The sequence below is a fragment of the Chlamydia trachomatis A/HAR-13 genome, assembly GCF_000012125.1.
In the GTDB taxonomy this organism is placed as follows: domain Bacteria; phylum Chlamydiota; class Chlamydiia; order Chlamydiales; family Chlamydiaceae; genus Chlamydia; species Chlamydia trachomatis.
The window spans coordinates 487,765-507,566 of the sequence record NC_007429.1 but is presented as its reverse complement, the minus strand read 5'-3'; the positions used below and the strand labels follow the sequence as shown (position 1 = coordinate 507,566).

Below are 19,802 nucleotides of genomic sequence, written 5' to 3'. Positions count from 1 at the left end.
AATGTCTTTATTTTCTAAATTCAAAGCTCAGTGGATGTTTTTACATTCACGTGAGCTTTGTTCTTCCACATCGGATATTGGGAATACTTGTTCGGATCCTGTTTTTCAGGTTTTATGTAATCCGGTTCGTTCTGAGATTTCCTATAAAGTTGGGGATTCTTTGGGGGTATTCCCAACAAATCCTTCCATATTAGTCGATTCAGTTCTAGATGCTTTACAGTATGGCCCCAGGTCTCCTGTCGTATCTCGGCATGCAGATTCTGTTCTCCCTCTTCACGAATTTCTTACTAGTTACGTAGACTTAGATAAAATTCCAAAATCGTTAAGACCTTTTTTCCCAGGGGATTTAGACGATACCTGGTCTTTAGCTGAAGCTATTTTGGTTTACCAGCCGCGTATTCCTTTTGAAGAGTTTATTCGGAGTGCGATGCCTTTATTGCCTCGATTTTATTCTATAGCTTCTTCTCCAACATGTTCTCATGGGAAGCTAGAGTTGCTCGTGCGCTGTGTTAGTTTCCAAGGTAAAACGCAGCTGCGCTATGGATTATGTTCGGCTTTTTTATGTAAGGACTTACAAGAGGGAGAGTCTTTTCGTGGGTTTATACAACCGACGCGGCATTTTACTTTGGAGCAGAAAAATTTTGGGAAACCTTTAATTATGATCGGAGCAGGGACAGGTATCGCTCCGTACAAAGGGTTCTTACAACATCGAATATACCATCAGGACGTAGGCTCCAATATTCTATTCTTTGGAGAGCGTTTTGAGAAAAGTAACTTCTATTACCGGGATTTTCTCCAGGAGCTGATCGTTTCAGGAAAACTCCAGTTATTCACAGCCTTTTCCAGAGATTCCGAGTCTAAATTGTATGTTCAGAATGTTATAGAGCAACAAAAAGAACTTATACAAGAAGTCTACGAACAAGAAGCTTTCTTTTTTGTTTGTGGGAAAAAAATCCTTGGTACGGAAGTTAAACGTGCTTTAGAGCAGATATTAGGTCCTAAGGCGGTACGAGAGCTGATTGCACAGAAGAGACTAGTTTCAGACGTATACTAATACCGACAATATTCCATAATAGTTAAAACACAAAAGCATTGAACACCATATCCTTGTCCCATGGCAGTTAAGCCTTCTCCAGAAGTGGCTGTAATGTTAATGGAATCTAGAGGAATGTGAAGAACCTCGGCTATTCTCTTGCGCATACTCGGTAACTGAGGGAGCAGTTTAGGACGCTTCCCTTCTATAGTAATAGCTAGATGCGAGACTTGTTGTGTAGGTTTTAAAGAGGCGACAGCTTCTTGTAGATAGACTACGCTATCGGTAATGCCTTTTGTTTTCAAAAGCTCGTCAGCCAGTCCTCCCAAAATACCTTTGTGCGTTACAGACGAAAACGCATTACATATAGCATGGAAGACAACATCTCCATCCGAATTAGCTTCGAATCCTGGAGTATTTTCAAAAATAATGCCACCTAATATGCAGGGCTTGGGATCTTCGTCAGGGAGAAAACGGTGACTGTCCTGACCAATACCTACACGATATATCCATTCAGGATCTGGAAGAACAAAAGAAGAAGGGATTTCGGTCATGTGCTTGCAAAGGGGACAGGAATTATATGCTCTCTAAAAGAGGTAAGATCTCTTCACAACTTCTTGAAGAGATCTTCATTAAAATAAATAGAAAGATTGTTATCAACATCCTGTCGGTTCTTTAGTTGAAAAAAGAATTTTGGAAGGAGGAGTGTGAAATATCTGTTTGAATTCTGCTGCACTAATCTCTCCTAGACACCAGTGTTCTTTATCAGGGAGGCAGGGAAATAGTTGTGCATAGGCACGAACGATAGAAGGGCTAGTGAGAATAATAGTTTTATGGGGAAGAAAGGTACTTACGGAAAGTGTAATGGGTTTAACTGTGTAATGAGGATAGGAAAAGGAGGAGAAAGGGAGTGTTTGTAGAAGAGAGCGGAGAATGGGACGAGCGAGTACAGAGTGAGGATAGAGTAGGGAGGAGCTGGAAGGAAGAGTCGATAGGATGGGAAGAAATGCTTCTGCTTGAGGGAATGCGCTTTGCACAATATTAGCTTTGGGGAGAAAGGCCTTTACACGAGAAGAAGTGGCTTCTCCTATGGTAACGAAGGATTTATTCCTGAACAGGGATAAAGGGATTCTTTTCCTAATGGAAGAAAAAAAACAAGCGGTAGAAGAGGGGCTTGTTAACAAAATATGGGAAGTTGATACAAGGAACTTCCTAGCATGTCGTATTTGAGGAACGTGTTTTGAAAAAGGGACTATGCGAATAATAGGCTGAAAAACAGCAGAATATTGTTTAGCAGAGGATGGATTGAGGCCTAAGTACAGAGGCATGATCGATGAGGGAGATCTCTTGTGTAAAAGGTTTCATGTTAGAGTTTTTTTTAAATAGAAGAGAAGCTTTTTTCCTAGTAGGAAGCTTCTTGACTTTTGCTGTAAGAATATGATCAACTGAAGCTGCAATGGTATTAAAGCACCTTATGGTAAGCGACTAGGGAAAATGGGGCGCTTGGTAATGGTCTTGGAAGCATCGTTTCTTTTTCTTATAGTTATAGTTAAAATAAATCCTCTTTCTCCTAGAAAGTTTAGACTTTCTCATCAAAAGATTAGATTCCCATAAAGGATAAGGGAGAGTGGGTAGAGGATAAAGAGTGCCTCTGCAAGGTCTTGCAAGGTTTAATCAGTGGAGGTGGAAATATGGCATCGTTATTGGATAGATATCTGAGAAATATTTCCGACAAAAGTCAGCAAAATTTGGCATCAGTGGCCTATTTAGCATCATTAGATCATCTGTTACACGCTTTTCCATCTATAGGACAGAGCATTGTACAAGAATTAAAGAGTCAGCGATCTCGTTTAAAAATGATTGCTTCAGAAAACTTTTCTTCTCTATCTGTGCAACTTGCTATGGGGAATTTACTTACAGACAAGTATTGTGAAGGGAGCCCATTCAAACGATTTTATTCCTGTTGCGAGAATGTGGATGCAATTGAATGGGAATGCGCAGAGACGGCAAAAGAATTATTTGGTGCGGAAAGTGCTTTTGTTCAGCCTCATTCTGGAGCCGATGCGAATTTATTAGCGATCATGTCGATCATTACACAGAAGATCCAGAGCCCTGCGGTTCAACGGTTGGGATATAAAACGATCAATGATCTGCCTGAGCAGGAATACGAAGCATTAAAAGCTGAGATGGCTCAGCACAAATGCCTAGGCCCCTCTTTAAATTCTGGAGGGCATCTGACACATGGGACTGTGCGCATGAATATCATGTCTAAATTAATGCATTGTCTCCCTTATGAGGTGAATTTAGATACTGAATTATTTGATTATGATGAGATAGCAAAAATAGCGAAAGAACATAAGCCCACCGTTCTGATCGCAGGGTATTCGTCTTATTCTAGACGATTAAACTTTGCCACCTTGAAGCAAATTGCAGAAGACTGTGGCGCTGTTTTATGGGTGGATATGGCTCATTTCGCAGGCTTGGTTGCTGGAGGTGTGTTTGTAGGAGAAGAAAATCCTATGCCTTATGCAGATATCGTGACAACGACGACGCATAAGACTTTGCGAGGGCCAAGAGGTGGATTGGTTCTAGCTAAAAAAGAATATGCAAATACCTTGAACAAGGCTTGTCCTCTAATGATGGGCGGCCCACTTCCTCATGTTATAGCTGCTAAAGCTATTGCTCTGAAAGAAGCTATGACGATCAATTTCAGGAAGTATGCGCATAAAGTGGTAGAGAATGCACGGACTTTGGCTGAAGTGTTCCAGCGGAACGGGCTACGATTACTCACTGGCGGGACAGATAATCACATGTTGATTATTGATCTAACTTCTCTAGGAGTCCCTGGACGTATTGCAGAAGATATGTTAACCTCAGTAGGTATCGCAGTAAATCGTAATACTATTCCTTCAGATGCCTCTGGGCAGTGGAAGACTTCTGGTATTCGATTGGGGACTCCAGCTCTGACAACGCTAGGGATGGGCAGTGCCGAAATGGAAGAAGTTGCGAATATTATCGTGAAAGTATTGCGAAATATTACTGTGAGAAGCAATGCTGAGAGCGGTTCTAGTAAAAGTGAGGGAGAGCTGTCAGAAGGGATCGCTCAGGAAGCGAGACAACGTGTGGCTGATTTATTAGGAAGATTCCCTCTTTATCCTGAAATCGATCTGGAAACGCTAGTTTAGTGGGAGACTCTATGCCTGAAGGGGAAATGATGCATAAGTTGCAAGATGTCATAGATAGAAAGTTGTTGGATTCTCGTCGTATTTTCTTCTCCGAACCTGTAACGGAGAAAAGTGCTACAGAAGCCATCAAAAAGCTTTGGTATTTGGAACTCACCAATCCTGGGCAGCCAATTGTATTTGTCATTAATAGCCCTGGAGGGTCTGTTGATGCTGGGTTTGCTGTTTGGGACCAAATTAAAATGATCTCTTCTCCTTTGACTACAGTTGTTACAGGTTTAGCAGCATCTATGGGATCTGTATTGAGTTTGTGTGCTGTTCCAGGAAGACGTTTTGCTACGCCTCATGCGCGCATTATGATTCACCAGCCTTCTATTGGAGGAACCATTACTGGTCAAGCCACGGACTTGGATATTCATGCTCGTGAAATTTTAAAAACAAAAGCACGCATTATTGATGTGTATGTCGAGGCAACTGGACAATCTCGAGAGGTGATAGAGAAAGCTATCGATCGAGATATGTGGATGAGTGCAAATGAAGCAATGGAGTTTGGACTGTTAGATGGGATTCTCTTCTCTTTTAACGACTTGTAGATATCTTTTATATTCTGGAGCAGGAAACAGTTTCATTTTGGGAGAATCGATGCCTTCTCTTGAGGATGTTCTGTTTTTATGCCAGGAAGAGATGGTTGATGGGTTTTTATGTGTAGAGTCTTCTGAAATAGCAGATGCTAAACTCACTGTTTTTAATAGTGATGGATCTATCGCATCTATGTGCGGGAATGGGTTGCGGTGCGCAATGGCGCACGTAGCCCAGTGCTTTGGACTTGAAGATGTTTCTATTGAAACAGAACGTGGTGTTTACCAAGGTAAGTTCTTTTCTATGAATCGGGTATTGGTTGATATGACATTACCTGATTGGAAAAAAGCTGAGCGGAAATTAACGCATGTGTTGCCTGGTATGCCGGAACAAGTATTTTTTATTGATGCAGGGGTTCCGCATGTCGTGGTTTTCGTTTCTGATTTAAGTAAGGTTCCCGTACAAGAATGGGGGTCTTTCTTGCGTTATCATGAAGATTTTGCTCCTGAAGGTGTAAATGTAGATTTTGTTCAGCGGAAGAAGGATGATCTACTGCTTGTCTATACTTATGAGCGAGGTTGTGAGCGAGAAACCTTATCTTGTGGGACAGGGATGTTGGCAAGTGCTTTGGTTGCAGCGGATATCTTTTCTCTAGGACAAGATTTCTCTATAGCGGTGTGTTCTCGTAGTAGAAATCTGATTAAGATTTTTTCTGAGAAAGGCAAGGTATTTTTAGAGGGTCCTGTGAGCCTATTGAATCGTAGTGAGAACTTTGGGTGGTTAGAGCCTAAATCAAGACGTTTTGGATAAAATTGAGGATAACACAAGAGAGAGTTGCTATCTAACAGAGCATCCCCTATACTGGAGCCTATGACGACATATCCTGTACCTCAAAATCCTCTTTTATTACGCGTTCTACGCCTGATGGACGCCTTCTCGAAGTCTGATGACGAGAGAGATTTCTATTTAGATCGGGTAGAAGGGTTTATCTTTTACATAGATCTTGATAAAGATCAGGAAGATCTAGATAAAATTTATCAGGAATTGGAAGAAAATGCGGATCGGTATTGCTTGATTCCAAAATTGACCTTCTACGAAATTAAGAAGATCATGGAAACTTTTGTAAACGAAAAAATTTACGATATCGATACTAAAGAAAAATTTTTAGAGATAGTGCAGTCTAAGAATGCGCGAGAGCAGTTTCTAGAGTTTTTATATGACCATGAGACTGAGCAGGAAAAGTGGCAACAGTTTTATGTTGAGCGTTCTCGTATTCGCATCATTGAGTGGCTTCGTAATAATCAGTTTCAGTTTGTCTTTGAAGAAGACCTTGATTTCTCTAAGCACATTTTAGAACAACTGAAGGTACATCTATTCGATGCCAAGGTATCGAAAGAGTTAACACAGGCGCGTCAGCTTCTTTTAAACAAATCTAAAGTATACTATTCGAACGAGGCTTTAAACCCTCGTCCAAAAAGAGGGCGACCTCCTAAACAGTCGGCAAAGGTTGAAGCTGAGACGACCATATCGAGCGATATCTATACAAAAGTCCCTTCGGTGGCACGACGTTTTCTATTTTTACCAGAGATAACATCTCCTTCTTCGCTTACTTTTTCTGAAAAATTTGATACAGAAGAAGAATTCCTCGCACACTTGCGAGGAGGAGGGCGTCTGGAAGACCAGTTGAATTTAGCTAAGTTTTCTGAGCGTTTTGATTCTTTGCGAGAATTATCCGCTAAGCTTGGTTACGATAGCGATGGAGAGACTGGGGATTTCTTCGACGAGGAGTACGACGACGAAGAAGAGGAAATCAAACCGAAGAAAACTACGAAACGTGGGCGTAAGAAGAGCCGTTCATAAGCCTTGCTTTTAAGGTTTGGTAGTTTTACTTCTCTAAAATCCAAATGGTTGCTGTGCCAAAAAGTAGTTTGCGTTTCCGGATAGGGCGTAAATGCGCTGCATGAAAGATTGCTTCGAGAGCGGCATCGCGTGGGAGATCCCGGATACTTTCTTTCAGATACGAATAAGCATAGCTGTTCCCAGAATAAAAACGGCCGACGCTAGGAACAACAAGATTTAGATAGAGCTTGTGTAGCAGGTAAACTGGGTTATATGTTGCTGGGCGTGTCAGTTCTAGAATACCCAAGTGTCCTCCAGGTTGTAATACTCGATACACTTCCCTAAGAGCCTCTAATGGATAGGATAAGTTCCGTAATCCATAGGCCATAGAAGCTAAACGAAACGTATTATCCGGAAGCGGCAAGTGTGTTACGTCACTCGTAATATAGGAGAATGGAGCTGAGGGGTGGCGTTTTTGGACGTTTTCTAGCATTTTTGTTGAGAAATCAACAAGAGTTGCTGAGGCTCGAGGATAGTTCTGGACATAAGATAGGGCTACCCGGCCTGTTCCTGCACATAAATCTAATAGATGGTTAGTTTCTCCTAAGAGAGAAACCAAAGCATTGTTCCAAGCTATATGCAAGCCTAATGATAGAATACCATTGATTTTATCATAGGTAGGCGCAAGAGAATCGAACATGATTTGGATATTTGGCTTGTTGTGGAAGTCGGTCATAATAGTCTCTAAACTGTTCTAACCCTGCAAAATCCTCTTCAGAAAGCTCATAGCGACATAAAGTATAGTATTCTTGCATAAGCGATTCTGGGAGTTTTAGTAATGCAGCTGCTTTGCTGGTAATATCTTGTTTATGATTCTGAAAATAATTCAATGCGGAAGAGAACTCCTGTTGAAGCTGAAATGAAATAGTTGAAGAAAGGCTGAGAATCCCAGCAAAAACAAAAGGTTTTGCAGTCAGGTCATACCAAGAAGCTGCTAGGTCATAAGTGTGGAATCCTGGGATTATAGGATGGCGTAATGCCGTATCTCCTATCAATAATAAAGCATCATAGTGTTCAGCTTGTGTAAGAATGCTGTCCGAGGAAAGTAGGGTAACGGAAGGGAACGGAATATTCCATAGGTTTTCGCATAGAACTCGTAGCAGCAAAATAGAAGAAAGACTCTCTTTAGTAGCCGCTATATGAGGAGCTTCCTTAGCAAAAAATTGCGAAGTAGCATGTAAGTTTACGCTTAGGATTTTTTTATAAGCCGCGATCCCAAAGGAAGATACTCTGTGTAAGGGAGAAGAGAATGTTGCTGCTACAGAGGTTAACGCATAATCTATTTCTCGTGACAGGAGTTTAGGCACCAGATTGGTAGGGGTATCCATAAGCAAGGAGACGCCTGGAGCTTGTGATAAGCCGCTAGAAAAAGGTAAAGCGTTAACGTAGCGTACACAACCAATGTTTAAACGGTCTTGGAATTGACTAAGCATGGGATACGACCATGTTGTATTATGAGATGGGACATCCCTTCAATATCCATACGAATAGGCTCTTGGGAAGAGGCCATTCGAAATACCTTTTCTCCTTGGTGAGTGGAAGACAAATCATTGGCTCCGCATGATAACAAGTGTAGAGCAACGTCGAGACCTAAATAATTCCATAGAGCTTTAATATTAGGGATGTTGTCTAGGAATAGTCGAGCAACTGCAATAATAGTTGCAGGAGGAATCGAGTGTCTTGAAGTCATTTTGTGTAGACGCTTTCCTAAAGCATTATTCTCTGACGCAAATTTGAGGAGGATAAAATTCTTAAAGCCAGAAGTTTTGTCTTGAAGAGCGCGCAGTTTACTCATATGTGTCATTATATCTGCAGGAGTCTCTCGATGGTAGCACAGCATGGTAGCATTGCTAGGGATTCCTAAGGAATGCGCTGTTTCATGGATCTCTAAGAATCCTTGGGAAGATAATCTGCCTCGCGAGAGGGTCTCTCGGACTTCATCGACTAAGATCTCAGCACCCCCACCAGGAATAGAATCAAGGCCAGCGATACGCAAGCGTTGCATGACTTCTTTAACTGGGAGATTGTCTAATTTTGACAGATAATCATACTCGATAGCTGAGAGCGCTTTAATATGTAGATCTGGGAAATTTTGCTTAATTTTGGAGAAGAGCTCTTCATAGTAAGCAAGATTACAAGAGGGGTAGCATCCTGCTACAATATGCGTTTCTGTAATGGGAGAAGGGTTTTCTTTTATAGATTGTACGAGTTGATCTGGAGTAAAGAACCATCCTGTAGGGTTCCCTGGTTTGGCATAGAAAGAACAAAACGTACAGTTAAACTGACAGAAGTTTGTAGGGTATAAATAAAGGGTCGACGAGTAGAAAACTGTGTCACCAACACGATTGGCACGAATAAGATCAGCAAAGCTCCATAAAGCTTGTTGATCCTCAGCATCAACGAGAAGTAATTGTAAAGCTTGTTCTTCAGAAAGACGCGCTCCAGATAAATAGTCATCAAATAAAGTTTTAAGACATGCGCTTTTAGGTAGGATTCGAGCTGGAAGAGTCGTCATAGTAGTTATCAGTTTGTGAGTTTTGCTTTTCACGGGGACAAGACTTCTTTTTCTGACAGCAGTCGCTGCGGCCACATCCTTTAGATAGGGGTCTTCCTAGTAGGAAAGACCCTATCAAAACAGCTGTTACTCCTATACTGAGAAGGGCTGTAGCGCAACAGACGAGTAGAAATAAAGAAGTCATGAAGGCCTTATTTTAGTTAAGATCTATCCAAATAGGAGAGCTCCAAGCCATAGCTCCATTCTCTTGAGTGACTCGTAAGTAGTAAAAAGCAAAAGGAGCTCCATTTTGAGGACCTTTTAGAGTGACTTGTGCAAAAGGAGAGAGATCGTCGTACTCATACTCAAAGTTATTTCCATCTGGGTGGAAGGTATGGAGAATATCCTCATTGCGGATGATTTCGATCGACGCAATCTTGGCAGTTCCTGCTACATATCCCGAAATATGTCTATTGATCACGAGCCCTGGTTTAATGGCTGTGGAGAGTTCGGAGCCCATAGGAGCAGATGTAATCTGGAAATTCACGATAATTCTTTGGCCGGTTGTAGCATAGCATTGTCGTTGGTATAATGCCTCGAGTAAGGAATCCCGAGAATATTTATTGCAGATCACAGCTGTTAATCCAGGGGAGTATTGCTGTTGATCGGAATCAAAAAAGTGATTGTATAGATTTCTATCATCAAGACCACCGGCTACGAATCCAAAACGCAGGTTTCTCTTTAAAGCAGATAGAACAGTTCCCTCTGGATTTTCTGAGTCGATAGAACCTTTAATAGGGAAAGGGTTTCCTTCAGCTTCAGTTCTTTCAGAGCATCCCCAGGCATTATAAATTTCAACAACTCTTTCAAATTCAGGATGGAAATTATTAAAATTGTATCCAAATTTCTTTGAAGCAGTGAAGCTGGGGATTGAGATTAACTCATGACTAGTTGATTGCTTATATAGCTTAGATAAAGGAAATAGTTTGCATTCTTTATGTTTCCCTGGGGATTTGGGTTCCTTCATCAGCAATACTTCACGAATTCCCTCGCCAGGCTCTTCAGAAAGGTACTGTGCTCCGGATAAGGCAATGAAACGATCTTCTTCATTAAAATCAGCAACGGTTTGGTTAATGGTTTTAATGGTTTCTGGGGTCAGGCCATCTTGAATTTCGAAAGAGGATGTTGCAAAAAAGTTTAACGCGCAGTCATCACGAAAATAACGCAAGCAAGACTCAATATTACCTTCAGAGTCGACACGTTCAGATTCTCCATGTAGAAGCCCCCACAAAAGATGAGAGGAGGTTTCTGCAAAACATTTGATAGGCGCTGATGTAAAGACCTCTTTTGTTGCTTGATTGCGTAGTTGAATACGATAAATACCTGGTTCATTGAAATACAGGTTTGGAAGGATCACAAAGCCTGTTTCAGGGATGAACAATTGCCAATTGAGGTTTTCGCGAAGATGTTCGTACGAAAGCTCGATATGGGTCTCTTCTGGGGAGAAATTGGTTAAGTTCCCAAATTCATCTTCGAAGCGCACTGTAATATCAAAGCGTTTGTTTTTGATCACATAAGAAGGAGCAAAAATCCGGATATTTTTTAATACATTTCCTCTGATATCCATTGTGAAGATATCGGGATCTTCAAAAGATCCTTTCCCTGATGGGTCAACATAAAGAGAGAAAGGTTTACGGCGTTGAGTAAATAATTGAGCACCATTACCTGAAGAGTCCTCTTGAGGGAAGTTGGGAGAGGAGCCAAGAATAATAGAGAAAGTGTCCCCAGCTTCCACATCACAAGGGAGAGTAAATTCGAAAGTAGGGATATAGCCTCCGGGAGCATACACAGCTTTTGCAGCCACAATATCCTCGGAAGGCGTTTCTAAATAAATTGTATTACATGGTTGAGAAAGATCTGTAGAAGGAATCTCCCAGTCTATAGGGCGTCCGTCTATTCCCAGGTCAAATTTTAGCAATGTGCCTTCGGGAAGGAAATTAGCTGAAGAATATTCGAAACGCCAGGTAGAAATTTGACCAGCCCTAGCAACTGAAGGAGTAACGTAACAAACAGATCTGCGCATAGCAACTAATATATAAGTTCGAGTAACCAGGAAGTCCTTTATCTGTAAAAATTTTGCTTTCGCATGCTTTACAGAGGATCTTCAAAGAAAAGGCTATGTTACACCAAAAATTTTTTCAGGACCACACAACTTTGATAACTACGCATCACTTGAAAAGAGAGCGAGTTGAAGGTAGGGTTAACTGTTTTCTTTCGCTAAAGCTTGTAGAGCTTCATTCACAGAGTCGAAGACCTTAAAATAAGACAAAAAGCCTGTGACATAAAGAGTCTGTTCCACTGTTTTAGAGACAGAAGTGAGAGCAATTTTCCCTGCATTTTTCCCTACTTGGTGATAGCTTTGTAAAAGCACGCGGATACCTGCACTAGATATGTAATCTAAATCTCCGCAGTCCAGAATAATGTTTTTCATGCCATTGGAAAGAGATTCAGAAATACTTTCTTGTACAGCTGGAGAGGAGACACCATCGAGTTTCCCTTGTAAATGAAGGATGCCTGTTTGGCCTTGTTCTTCTTTCTGAAAGTTACTCATTGGGATAGGGCTCCTAAGATTAAGTAGTTAAAAGGGCTGCACTATATTCTAGAGATTGCACGAAAAGGCATGAAATATCACGATCAAAAGCACCTTTTCGTAATCTCCCTTCTACTATGGCTATACATTTTAGGACAACAGCTACAGAGAGTGTGATTTACTAGTGTTTCATTGAGAAGTAGTTGTATTTAAGATAAAGGCTTTCTTCTTCTTGGAGTGATTTTCATTTTTTCTACGCTACGGTCAGAGCAAGATAAGATATCTATAGCAAAATCTTCATAGTAAATTTTCATTCCTTTTTCAGGTACGGCACCCAATTTATGGAATACATAGCCACCAAGAGTATCGTAACTACTTTCATGTTCTATATGGAGTCCAAAGCACTCTTCGGCATCGGAAATGTTCATGCGTCCGTCTACAATCCAGGCATTTCCTATTTTTTTGTGGTGAACATCTTCTTGGTTATCGTATTCATCTGCAATTTCGCCAAAGATTTCTTCGACGATATCTTCCATAGAGACAAGGCCTTCTGTAAATCCGTATTCATTAACGACAATCGCTAGGTGACAACGTTTTTGACGAAATTCTTGTAAGAGTAGAGAGGCTCTACGTATTTCTGGTGTGTACAAGGGAGGATAGGCGATCGATGATAAAGGTTGGGAGGTATGAGGATCCTTATAGTAAACAGGTGACAGATCTTTTACGAGAACCATTCCTGTGATGTCATCAATACTCTTTGTGAACAGAGGAATGCGGCTATAACCTTCGTCTATGATTAGAGGGAATGCTTGAGAAATCGGGGTGTCTCCTTGTAAAGCAAAGATGTCAGCTTTGGGAGTCATAATTTCTCGAGCGATCATATGATCGAGACAGGAGATATTCGTGGATAGCTCATTGGGAGGTTCTGGAGGAGGGGTCTGTTGCATAGCAGTGATAGAAGGTGTTTTAAAGCCAGCAAGACAGTTTTCCAAGGTTTTAACTGTAGATGAGGAAACTTTGTAGCTGAAGGAGTCGTCCGAATAGCCTGGGCAAAGGGGTAAGAATTTGTAAATAACTAGAGCGAAAGATAGGAAAATGAGCCAAAAAATTGAGGGAGACAGAGAGAAGAAGTTATGGATGTACTGGTAGACTGGGGCTCCAAGCATTCCGTAAATTAAACAAAGGAGAGGAAGAACTTTAGGACAAGAAGAGAAAGGGGGAAGGCCTTCTCTTCCGTATGCTGAAATAGAGGCTCTGCGGTGAGTTGCTGAGCCGAGGAAAAGAAAAAGAACGATAATAGCCAGCAGAATATATAGCATGATGAGGGGCGAAAAAGCCAGCTCCTGTAAAAGAAATTATTGGGAGAGTCCACAAAAAGACTCGAGGCTTACTTGCATGTTACGATAAAAATTTTTATCGATATAGAGATTTCTAGAGGGAAGCGAAGACTTTTATACTGCAGGACGTAATAACGCCTGGTGTTCAGCTAAAAAGGAAAGGGATACATCTTCCTGTTCTTGCATGATGCGTTTGTCTTCATCGGTTTGATCATCATACCCTAGCATATGCAGTAAGGAGTGGACGACATAGCGCGAGATTTCATGATACAATTGGTCTTCGGTATATTGTTCCAAGAATCGCATAGCTGCTTTAGGGCTTACAAAAGCCTCTCCTAAAACATGAGGAAAGGAAGCAATTCCAGGCTTATCTATGGGAAGAGTAATGGTATCTGTTGGGGAAGGATCAGAAAATTGCTCGTCATGGAGCTGAGCAAGAGCTGTGTCGTCTAGAAAATAAACATACACCTGATCTGTAGAAACTTTTTGTAGTTCCAAAAACAGAACAACAAGACGCTGAGCAGATTGTAAATCTATGCTAACATCTTGTTGTTCGTTAGAAATAAAAATTTGAGGAGAAGATCGATCCAAAATAAGCAAAAAAAATATAACTTACTTGATTGCAGGAGTCTTAAGAAGCCCTGTGGCTTTTTTAGCAGTAGCATCGTCCCAGCGTCCTAATTTACGTAACACTTCGATGCGCTCAAAACGCTTAAGAACGTTTCTCTTAGTCTCTCCCTTGACGGACTTCCCGTAACTACGATGTCTAGACATGTTATTTCTCTAATAATTAACCAATTTGAGGAACAAAAACGCCAACACCTTTTGCTGTGTTAGTGTGGGCCTTAAAAGCAATTCTTGGAGCATCTTGTGGATGCTGAACAGCATAAACGGGCTTGCGTTTTTTTGGACTTTGAGCTCTACGGCGAGCTTGTTTACTCATTCGTGTCATAAAATAACCCAACAAGATCCTTCTGCCTTCCTGAATGGGAAGGGATTTAAAAAGAAAATAGCAACTCTGCTGTTGCTTATGAAAGGAACAGAATAGTAGAGCGCCGTTTTTTTTTCAATAGAGCTATGAGTCTGGTTCCCACTAAATTCCCTTCTTTTTAAAAAGAAGATAATGATTAGGGGGACTAAGACTGTGGGTGTATGAAAGGTGAGGTAGCGCAGGGATCTGAGTTTAATACTCCACAAGAGATTACATATTTAAAGGCGTCTTCGATTTTCATATCCAAAAAAGTAATGTCAGATTTTTTGAATAGCGTGAGAAACCCTGAAGTAGGATTCGGAGTAGTTGGGATAAATACGGTAATCATAGGATCGTCAGCATCCCGTGAGCATATGGTTGGAGCTTCTCCGGCCACCAGACCAATGCATAAGACCTCCCTATTAGGGAAAGGCACCATAACCACTTGTTTAAAGGATCCTGATTGAGACCCAAAGATTGTTGTCATGACCTGTTGAGCAGCCTTATACACTGTTTTGATGATTGGGATTCTGTGCAGGATTTTGTCGTACACGGACAACAAAGATTTGAAAATCATAAGGCGAGCAAGGAAGCCTAGGAGAACTGTGGTAAAGAAAAGTCCGAATAGAAGTACAATTTGTAGACCAAATCTAAGGAAAGCTCGGTATTTGGTATAGAAACTAAATTTTTCGAACACATCGGATACCATGCCAACGAAGGGTTGTGTAAGAAAATTCATAATCATCCCTACGACTGCAATGGTAATCGCTAAAGGGAGAAGAATAACTAGGCCGGTAATAAAATGCTTTTTCATAACACAAGCTCCTTTGGCAGGGGAATTCCCGCTCTCTTGGAATCCTAGGCGCAACTATAGCTAAATCCTCTATAACTTGTAATGCGTTTTTGGAACGGTCTATAGAAGAGGGTTTTTCTCACGAGGAATTTTTAAACGAGTTTCAAAGAAAAGGTGCATGTTAAGAAATATCATTGATTTAAAGCGGGTATTTCTCTAGAATAGCCCCGTGTATGGCTAGATAGCTCAGCTGGTAGAGCAGAGGACTGAAGATCCTTGTGTCGTCGGTTCGATCCCGGCTCTGGCCATCCCATGAGTATGCGGGTATGTCCGCTAATGGCGTTTAGAGAGTTTTGACGGAGAACTCTCTAAATTTTTTTGTGACAGATTTCACATTTGCGCAAAAGAGTTAGAAGATTTCTACAAGCCGCTTGTGTTGTTTTGCTCATGTCCCAAATAAGAAAAAAAGGGACAAGTCTTTTCGAATATAGTGGAAGTAGTTATATTTGTTGTTCGCTTCGGGATGGTGTGTCCTTAAGCGCTAACAGGGGCTCTCCGGCCAAGTCAGGCGCTTTCTTCTAGAATGGAGAGTTTCAACAAGTAAAGTTTATAGGGAAAGAATTGATGGAGCCTTACGCTGTAATTCAGACTGGAAATAAGCAATACCAGGTTCGCAAAGGTGACGTTATAGACGTCGAACTGTTGGATGGGATTTCTGAAGAGAACAAAGAAGTCCTTTTTCAAGATGTATTATTTACTTTTGACGGAGAAAAAGCTTCCGTTGGTGCTCCAACAGTTGGCAACGCTGTAGTGAAAGGAGAATTAGTTTCTTTCGTTCGCGGAGAAAAGGTTGTGGCTTACAAGTACAAAAAACGTAAGAATTATCACAAGAAAATCGGCCATCGTCAAAATTACCTTCGGGTGAAGATTAGCGATTTGGTTATGTAAATTGTAGGGAACATAAAGGGTTTTTGAGTCATGGCACATAAGAAAGGTCAGGGAGCAAGCCGTAACGGTCGCGATTCCGAATCAAAGCGTCTTGGGTTGAAAGTTGGCGCAGGGCAGAGAGTTTCTACTGGAAGCATTTTGGTTAGACAACGAGGAACCAAATGGCATCCTGCAGTAAACGTTGGTAGGGGGAAAGACGATACGTTATTTGCATTAGTGGATGGTATCGTTGTAATGAAAAAAACAGATCGTACTTACGTTTCTGTTATCCCACAAGCTTAGTTCATTTTTATTTATAATTCAGTTTGTTCAAGCTCTGTTTTTGCCTACGTGTAAAAATAGGGCTTTTTTTGTTTGTTCCAGGACGAGTCATGTTTGTTGATCAAATTACATTAGAGTTGCGCGCCGGGAAAGGCGGTAATGGTGTTGTAGCTTGGAGAAAAGAGAAATATCTCCCCAAAGGAGGCCCCTACGGCGGTAATGGGGGGAATGGGGGCTCTATTCTTATCGAAGCAGTGACGAATATGTATTCATTTGAAGAATACCGTAATCTTAGTTTCCTTAAAGCTGATGATGGGCAAGCCGGTGCTAGTAATAATCGTACAGGAAGAAACGGTAAAGACTTAGTATTAAAAGTTCCTGAGGGGACTCTCTTACGGGATGCAGCCACTGGAGAATTGATACACGATTTCACCAAGGATGGTGAACGTATTGTTGTCTGTCAGGGAGGCAGAGGAGGTAAGGGGAATGTTTTCTTTAAAACATCGACTAACCGAGCTCCAACAAAAGCTACTCCAGGTAAACCTGGAGAAATTCGCTTGGTTGAACTGGAACTCAAATTAATAGCTGATATCGGTCTCGTTGGATTCCCTAACGCTGGTAAATCAACCTTATTTAACACTCTTGCACGTACAGAAGTGAAAGTCGGTGCCTATCCGTTTACCACGCTACATCCTTCATTAGGTTTGGTTCATCAAGAAGGAATGCTTTATCAAAAACCTTGGATCATGGCAGATATTCCAGGAATTATTGAAGGAGCGTCGCAAAACCGGGGATTGGGATTGGATTTCCTTCGGCATATTGAACGTACGCGATTACTGTTATTCGTAATCGATATCTCTGGAATAGAAAGACACTCACCCGAACAAGATCTTAAAATCTTAATGGGGGAGCTCTTGGCTTACAAAGAAGAGCTAAAGGATAAAGACATGGTCATCGCTTTAAATAAGATCGATCAGCTACTGCCTGATGAGCGCGAAGAACGTGTAGCTCTTCTTAAACAGCAGTTCCCTGATCAAGAATTTATTTTGCTTTCAGGGCTGACAGGAGAAGGGGTAGATGCATTGTATGATCTCTTCAAGAGTAAACTCAGTGAGTAAGCTCCTCCCATGAGAATCGCTATGACAGGCCCAACTGGCAAGTCTAGGAGATAAGCAAGCATAATTCCTAGGAATGAGCAGACGATATTTAAGATAGATGCGATGTAAATGATGTGGCTCATTTTGTAGGAGAAACGACAGGCTATTGATACTGGGAGGACTAACATGCTCAACATTAGAATAACTCCCATGACATACATAAGAACAACAGTCGTAATTGCTGTTAAGATAAGCAGCAATAGGTACCAAGTTTTTATGGAGTAATGATTCAACGCCATGTATTTCTCATCGAAGCATAGGGCTAAGAATCGTGTGTGACAAATGGATACGGTAGCAACGATAAACAGATCTAGGATCCCAAGGAAATAAAGATCTTGTGGGGTGACCCATAAGATATTGCCAAAAAGAAAATCAGAGAGCTCTGAGTTAAAGGAAGGGAGCTTAGATATACATATAATGCCTATAGCCATACCAATGGACCAGATCATAGAAATGATGGAGTCTTCGCGTTCATGGTATTTAAGATGGACATTCCCAATACAGATCGCTACGAAGATAGCACTAGCAATAGCCCCGTGTAGTGGGGATATAGGGAGATTAAATTGGTATTGAAGCCATAGGGCGATACCAACTCCTCCTAGAATGGAATGTGCTATGCTTCCACTAATCGACACAATGCGTTTCACTACAATATAAGAGCCTACGATTCCTGCAGCAATGGAGGCGCCGAAAGCCGCCAGCAGCGAAGGGAATAGAAGAGGCGGGAACAAAGAACAGAGAATAGAGATCATGGGCATTTCCCAAAAGTGTTGCAGCAGAATCTTTCTGAAATTTTAGTGGTGTCTGCTAAAGTTGTTAGTGTTTTATTCATGAAAAAGACTCGATTGAAACAACCTGCTGTGTGGTGCAGATCATGAGTGATCATGAGGATAGTGCAGTGTTTATTCAGAGCGGAAAGAATCTGTAAGATTTTTTGTTGATTGACGGGGTCGATATTGGCTGTGGGCTCATCTAACAAAAGGAATTCAGGACGCGCAGCCAAAGCTCTAGCTAGGAGAACACGTTGAATTTGGCCTCCTGACAAATGGGAAAAGCAAGAGTCTTTATAATCTATCAGATCAACGGTAAGAAGGGCTTCTTCAGCAGCTTCATGATCTTCTTGTGTATAACGTCCATACCAAGGCAGTGTCGCCAACCTTCCAGACAGAACAGTTTCCTTTACAGTGATAGGAAATGCTGCATCATAGGAAAAATGTTGGGGAACCCAACCTATGGATAGAGGGCGATGATCTTGTACAGAATAGGTAGAGATGCTTCCACACACCGGTTGTAATAATCCCAGCATGAGTTGGGTGAGAGTTGTTTTTCCCCCTCCATTGGGCCCAATAATTCCAATGAAATCCCCAGAATAGACTTCGCAGGAGACGTGGTCAACAATTAGGGGACCGGTTTTCCCATAGCGGAAGGACACATTCTCTAATAGCATTTGTTTTGTCATAGATTTGCAAAAGCCGTTGCGATAGCTAGTAAATTATTGAAGACATCTTCAGCATAGGGATCCAATAGAATAGGCGTCATATTAAACTTCCGTACTAAGGCGGCGCTACTACGTTTCCCCGCATGCTTGAGCAAAATTACAGAGTGCAAGTTGTGATCACGAATGGTTCGCTCTACACGAACAACATCTTTAGGAGATAACTCTGAGTGGTTAGCTCGCTCGATAGTATGTTGTATAAAGCCGTAATCTCTACAAAAATAAGCAAAAGCTCCGTGGGTAACTAGAACATTGCGTTGTGATGTACTAGAAATAATAGAAGAAATCTTTTGATCCAAAAGATCTAGTTGAGACTGTAATAGAGAACAGTTTTTACGGTACAGAGTTTCGTGTTCAGGGGCGGTCTCCACTAAAGCTTCTGTAATGGCCTGGATTTGAATTTTTAGGTTTTTAGGACTTAACCAGGTGTGGGTATCAAAACTAAGAAAACGCTGGCAGCAGGCCCCATTTGTAATTTTATCGATATTTGCTGCTAGATCTACTTGCTTGCACGAAATAATTCTCTCACAAGTTTTTTCAAATCCCTCACCAATTCTAAACCAAAGTTCAACCTGGCGGATCTTTTCTATATATTTAGGCGAAAGCTCATAGTTATGAGGGTCATGGTTGTCCATAACAATAGAGAACACCTGACAGGTATCCCCCGCGATTTGTTCCACAAGAAATTTATAGGGGACAATGCTGACCAAAATCTGCTTGCGAGTAGAAACCTCGTCTCCATAGGAACAAGTGATCCCCAAAGAAAAGAGGAGTAAAAAGAGTAAACGCATATTATCTTAAAATATTAACAACGAACCATTATTCTATTGTTGAGTAATTTTGTTCAATGGCTTGTCTTCCAAACAATTTTATTCTTTAGGGAAATCGCGTTAAATCATTCACATATAAATTTTTTAGTAATGTGGGGTTCAGAGCAGAGAAGCTTTAGAAAACGGGGTGAGGAACAGTTTTTTAAAGAAAAAGCAAAAATTGTACGAAAAAAGCTGGAGATAAAATCTTAAAAAACTAAGAATGTTCTTTCTACTGTCTTTTTGCTGGCGATA

24 protein-coding genes and 1 tRNA gene are annotated in these 19,802 nt (G+C 41.2%); 9 read left to right on the top strand and 16 right to left on the bottom strand.

The window, feature by feature from the left end:
• Nucleotide 1: 1 nt before the first annotated feature.
• The gene (locus CTA_RS02345) at nt 2-1,054 is read left to right on the top strand and encodes a sulfite reductase flavoprotein subunit alpha (protein WP_009871790.1); all 1,053 of its coding nucleotides are present in this window, start codon (nt 2-4) and stop codon (nt 1,052-1,054) included.
• Here CTA_RS02345 and ispF read toward each other — a convergent pair.
• Together ispF and CTA_RS02335 are read right to left on the bottom strand one after the other, a co-directional pair.
• The gene (gene ispF / locus CTA_RS02340) at nt 1,051-1,587 is read right to left on the bottom strand and encodes a 2-C-methyl-D-erythritol 2,4-cyclodiphosphate synthase (protein ID WP_011324735.1); all 537 of its coding nucleotides are present in this window, start codon (nt 1,585-1,587) and stop codon (nt 1,051-1,053) included. The genes CTA_RS02345 and ispF overlap by 4 nt on opposite strands.
• A gap of 102 nt (nt 1,588-1,689) precedes the next feature.
• Nucleotides 1,690-2,361, bottom strand: a complete 672-nt coding sequence (locus CTA_RS02335; RefSeq protein WP_009871788.1) for a uroporphyrinogen-III synthase — start codon at nt 2,359-2,361, stop codon at nt 1,690-1,692.
• A 363-nt stretch (nt 2,362-2,724) separates the two neighbouring features.
• On the opposite strand from CTA_RS02335, the gene CTA_RS02330 reads away from it, so the two are divergent.
• The 4 genes from CTA_RS02330 to CTA_RS02315 are packed head-to-tail and all read left to right on the top strand — an operon-like array spanning nt 2,725 to nt 6,654.
• The gene (locus CTA_RS02330; RefSeq protein WP_009871786.1) at nt 2,725-4,218 is read left to right on the top strand and encodes a glycine hydroxymethyltransferase; all 1,494 of its coding nucleotides are present in this window, start codon (nt 2,725-2,727) and stop codon (nt 4,216-4,218) included.
• Nucleotides 4,219-4,229: 11 nt separating this feature from the next.
• Nucleotides 4,230-4,808: an ATP-dependent Clp protease proteolytic subunit gene (locus CTA_RS02325; protein ID WP_009871785.1), complete on the top strand. Its 579-nt coding sequence runs from the start codon at nt 4,230-4,232 to the stop codon at nt 4,806-4,808.
• Complete coding sequence (gene dapF / locus CTA_RS02320) at nt 4,777-5,604, top strand: bifunctional diaminopimelate epimerase/glutamate racemase (RefSeq protein WP_011324734.1); 828 nt, start codon at nt 4,777-4,779, stop codon at nt 5,602-5,604. Before CTA_RS02325 ends, dapF begins: the two co-directional genes overlap by 32 nt.
• Nucleotides 5,605-5,664: 60 nt before the next feature.
• The gene (locus CTA_RS02315; RefSeq protein WP_009871783.1) at nt 5,665-6,654 is read left to right on the top strand and encodes a UPF0158 family protein; all 990 of its coding nucleotides are present in this window, start codon (nt 5,665-5,667) and stop codon (nt 6,652-6,654) included.
• A 25-nt stretch (nt 6,655-6,679) separates the two neighbouring features.
• Here the strand turns inward: CTA_RS02315 and ubiE are convergent, their stop codons facing one another.
• The 11 genes from ubiE to CTA_RS02265 all read right to left on the bottom strand — a co-directional run bounded on the left by ubiE (nt 6,680) and on the right by CTA_RS02265 (nt 14,898).
• Nucleotides 6,680-7,369 carry a bifunctional demethylmenaquinone methyltransferase/2-methoxy-6-polyprenyl-1,4-benzoquinol methylase UbiE gene (ubiE, locus tag CTA_RS02310; RefSeq protein ID WP_009871782.1) on the bottom strand — a complete coding sequence of 230 codons (690 nt, stop codon included), beginning with the start codon at nt 7,367-7,369 and terminating at the stop codon, nt 6,680-6,682.
• Entirely contained in the window at nt 7,305-8,126 is an 822-nt protein-coding gene (locus CTA_RS02305) for a menaquinone biosynthesis protein (RefSeq protein ID WP_011324733.1), read from the bottom strand. The genes ubiE and CTA_RS02305 overlap by 65 nt, the downstream gene beginning before the upstream one ends.
• Complete coding sequence (locus tag CTA_RS02300; protein WP_009871780.1) at nt 8,099-9,208, bottom strand: CofH family radical SAM protein; 1,110 nt, start codon at nt 9,206-9,208, stop codon at nt 8,099-8,101. Before CTA_RS02300 ends, CTA_RS02305 begins: the two co-directional genes overlap by 28 nt.
• On the bottom strand, nt 9,177-9,392 hold the full coding sequence (locus CTA_RS04875; protein WP_011324732.1) for a hypothetical protein: 216 nt from the start codon (nt 9,390-9,392) through the stop codon (nt 9,177-9,179). Before CTA_RS04875 ends, CTA_RS02300 begins: the two co-directional genes overlap by 32 nt.
• A 12-nt stretch (nt 9,393-9,404) precedes the next feature.
• A complete protein-coding gene (locus tag CTA_RS02295; RefSeq protein ID WP_011324731.1) occupies nt 9,405-11,270 on the bottom strand; it encodes a DUF3604 domain-containing protein in 1,866 nt (621 codons plus the stop codon).
• A 177-nt stretch (nt 11,271-11,447) separates the two neighbouring features.
• A complete protein-coding gene (locus CTA_RS02290; RefSeq protein WP_009871778.1) occupies nt 11,448-11,798 on the bottom strand; it encodes an anti-sigma factor antagonist in 351 nt (116 codons plus the stop codon).
• A 188-nt stretch (nt 11,799-11,986) separates the two neighbouring features.
• Nucleotides 11,987-13,096: a hemolysin family protein gene (locus CTA_RS02285; RefSeq protein WP_009871777.1), complete on the bottom strand. Its 1,110-nt coding sequence runs from the start codon at nt 13,094-13,096 to the stop codon at nt 11,987-11,989.
• A 132-nt stretch (nt 13,097-13,228) separates the two neighbouring features.
• Nucleotides 13,229-13,714: an rRNA maturation RNase YbeY gene (gene ybeY / locus CTA_RS02280; RefSeq protein WP_009871776.1), complete on the bottom strand. Its 486-nt coding sequence runs from the start codon at nt 13,712-13,714 to the stop codon at nt 13,229-13,231.
• Between the two features lie 12 nt (nt 13,715-13,726).
• Nucleotides 13,727-13,888: a small basic protein gene (locus tag CTA_RS02275; protein WP_010725196.1), complete on the bottom strand. Its 162-nt coding sequence runs from the start codon at nt 13,886-13,888 to the stop codon at nt 13,727-13,729.
• Between the two features lie 16 nt (nt 13,889-13,904).
• Nucleotides 13,905-14,066, bottom strand: coding sequence for a hypothetical protein (locus CTA_RS02270; RefSeq protein WP_009871774.1), 162 nt, complete (start codon nt 14,064-14,066; stop codon nt 13,905-13,907).
• Nucleotides 14,067-14,250: 184 nt separating this feature from the next.
• Nucleotides 14,251-14,898, bottom strand: coding sequence for a DUF502 domain-containing protein (locus CTA_RS02265; protein WP_015505967.1), 648 nt, complete (start codon nt 14,896-14,898; stop codon nt 14,251-14,253).
• Between the two features lie 214 nt (nt 14,899-15,112).
• Here CTA_RS02265 and CTA_RS02260 point away from each other — a divergent pair.
• From CTA_RS02260 to cgtA, 4 genes are all read left to right on the top strand, one after another.
• Nucleotides 15,113-15,185 (top strand) — tRNA-Phe (locus tag CTA_RS02260).
• 316 nt (nt 15,186-15,501) lie between these two features.
• Nucleotides 15,502-15,825: a 50S ribosomal protein L21 gene (gene rplU, locus CTA_RS02255; protein ID WP_009871772.1), complete on the top strand. Its 324-nt coding sequence runs from the start codon at nt 15,502-15,504 to the stop codon at nt 15,823-15,825.
• A gap of 30 nt (nt 15,826-15,855) precedes the next feature.
• Complete coding sequence (gene rpmA / locus CTA_RS02250) at nt 15,856-16,107, top strand: 50S ribosomal protein L27 (RefSeq protein WP_009871771.1); 252 nt, start codon at nt 15,856-15,858, stop codon at nt 16,105-16,107.
• 89 nt (nt 16,108-16,196) lie between these two features.
• Nucleotides 16,197-17,204 carry an Obg family GTPase CgtA gene (cgtA, locus tag CTA_RS02245; RefSeq protein WP_011324729.1) on the top strand — a complete coding sequence of 336 codons (1,008 nt, stop codon included), beginning with the start codon at nt 16,197-16,199 and terminating at the stop codon, nt 17,202-17,204.
• On the opposite strand, the gene CTA_RS02240 is transcribed toward cgtA, so the two are convergent.
• From CTA_RS02240 to CTA_RS02230, 3 genes are read right to left on the bottom strand one after another with little or no spacing between them, the layout of a single operon-like run.
• Nucleotides 17,120-18,001, bottom strand: a complete 882-nt coding sequence (locus CTA_RS02240) for a metal ABC transporter permease (RefSeq protein WP_009871769.1) — start codon at nt 17,999-18,001, stop codon at nt 17,120-17,122. The genes cgtA and CTA_RS02240 overlap by 85 nt on opposite strands.
• Nucleotides 17,992-18,702 carry a metal ABC transporter ATP-binding protein gene (locus tag CTA_RS02235; protein ID WP_011324728.1) on the bottom strand — a complete coding sequence of 237 codons (711 nt, stop codon included), beginning with the start codon at nt 18,700-18,702 and terminating at the stop codon, nt 17,992-17,994. Before CTA_RS02235 ends, CTA_RS02240 begins: the two co-directional genes overlap by 10 nt.
• Entirely contained in the window at nt 18,699-19,529 is an 831-nt protein-coding gene (locus CTA_RS02230; protein ID WP_009871767.1) for a metal ABC transporter solute-binding protein, Zn/Mn family, read from the bottom strand. The genes CTA_RS02235 and CTA_RS02230 overlap by 4 nt, the downstream gene beginning before the upstream one ends.
• Between the last annotated feature and the right edge of the window lie 273 nt (nt 19,530-19,802).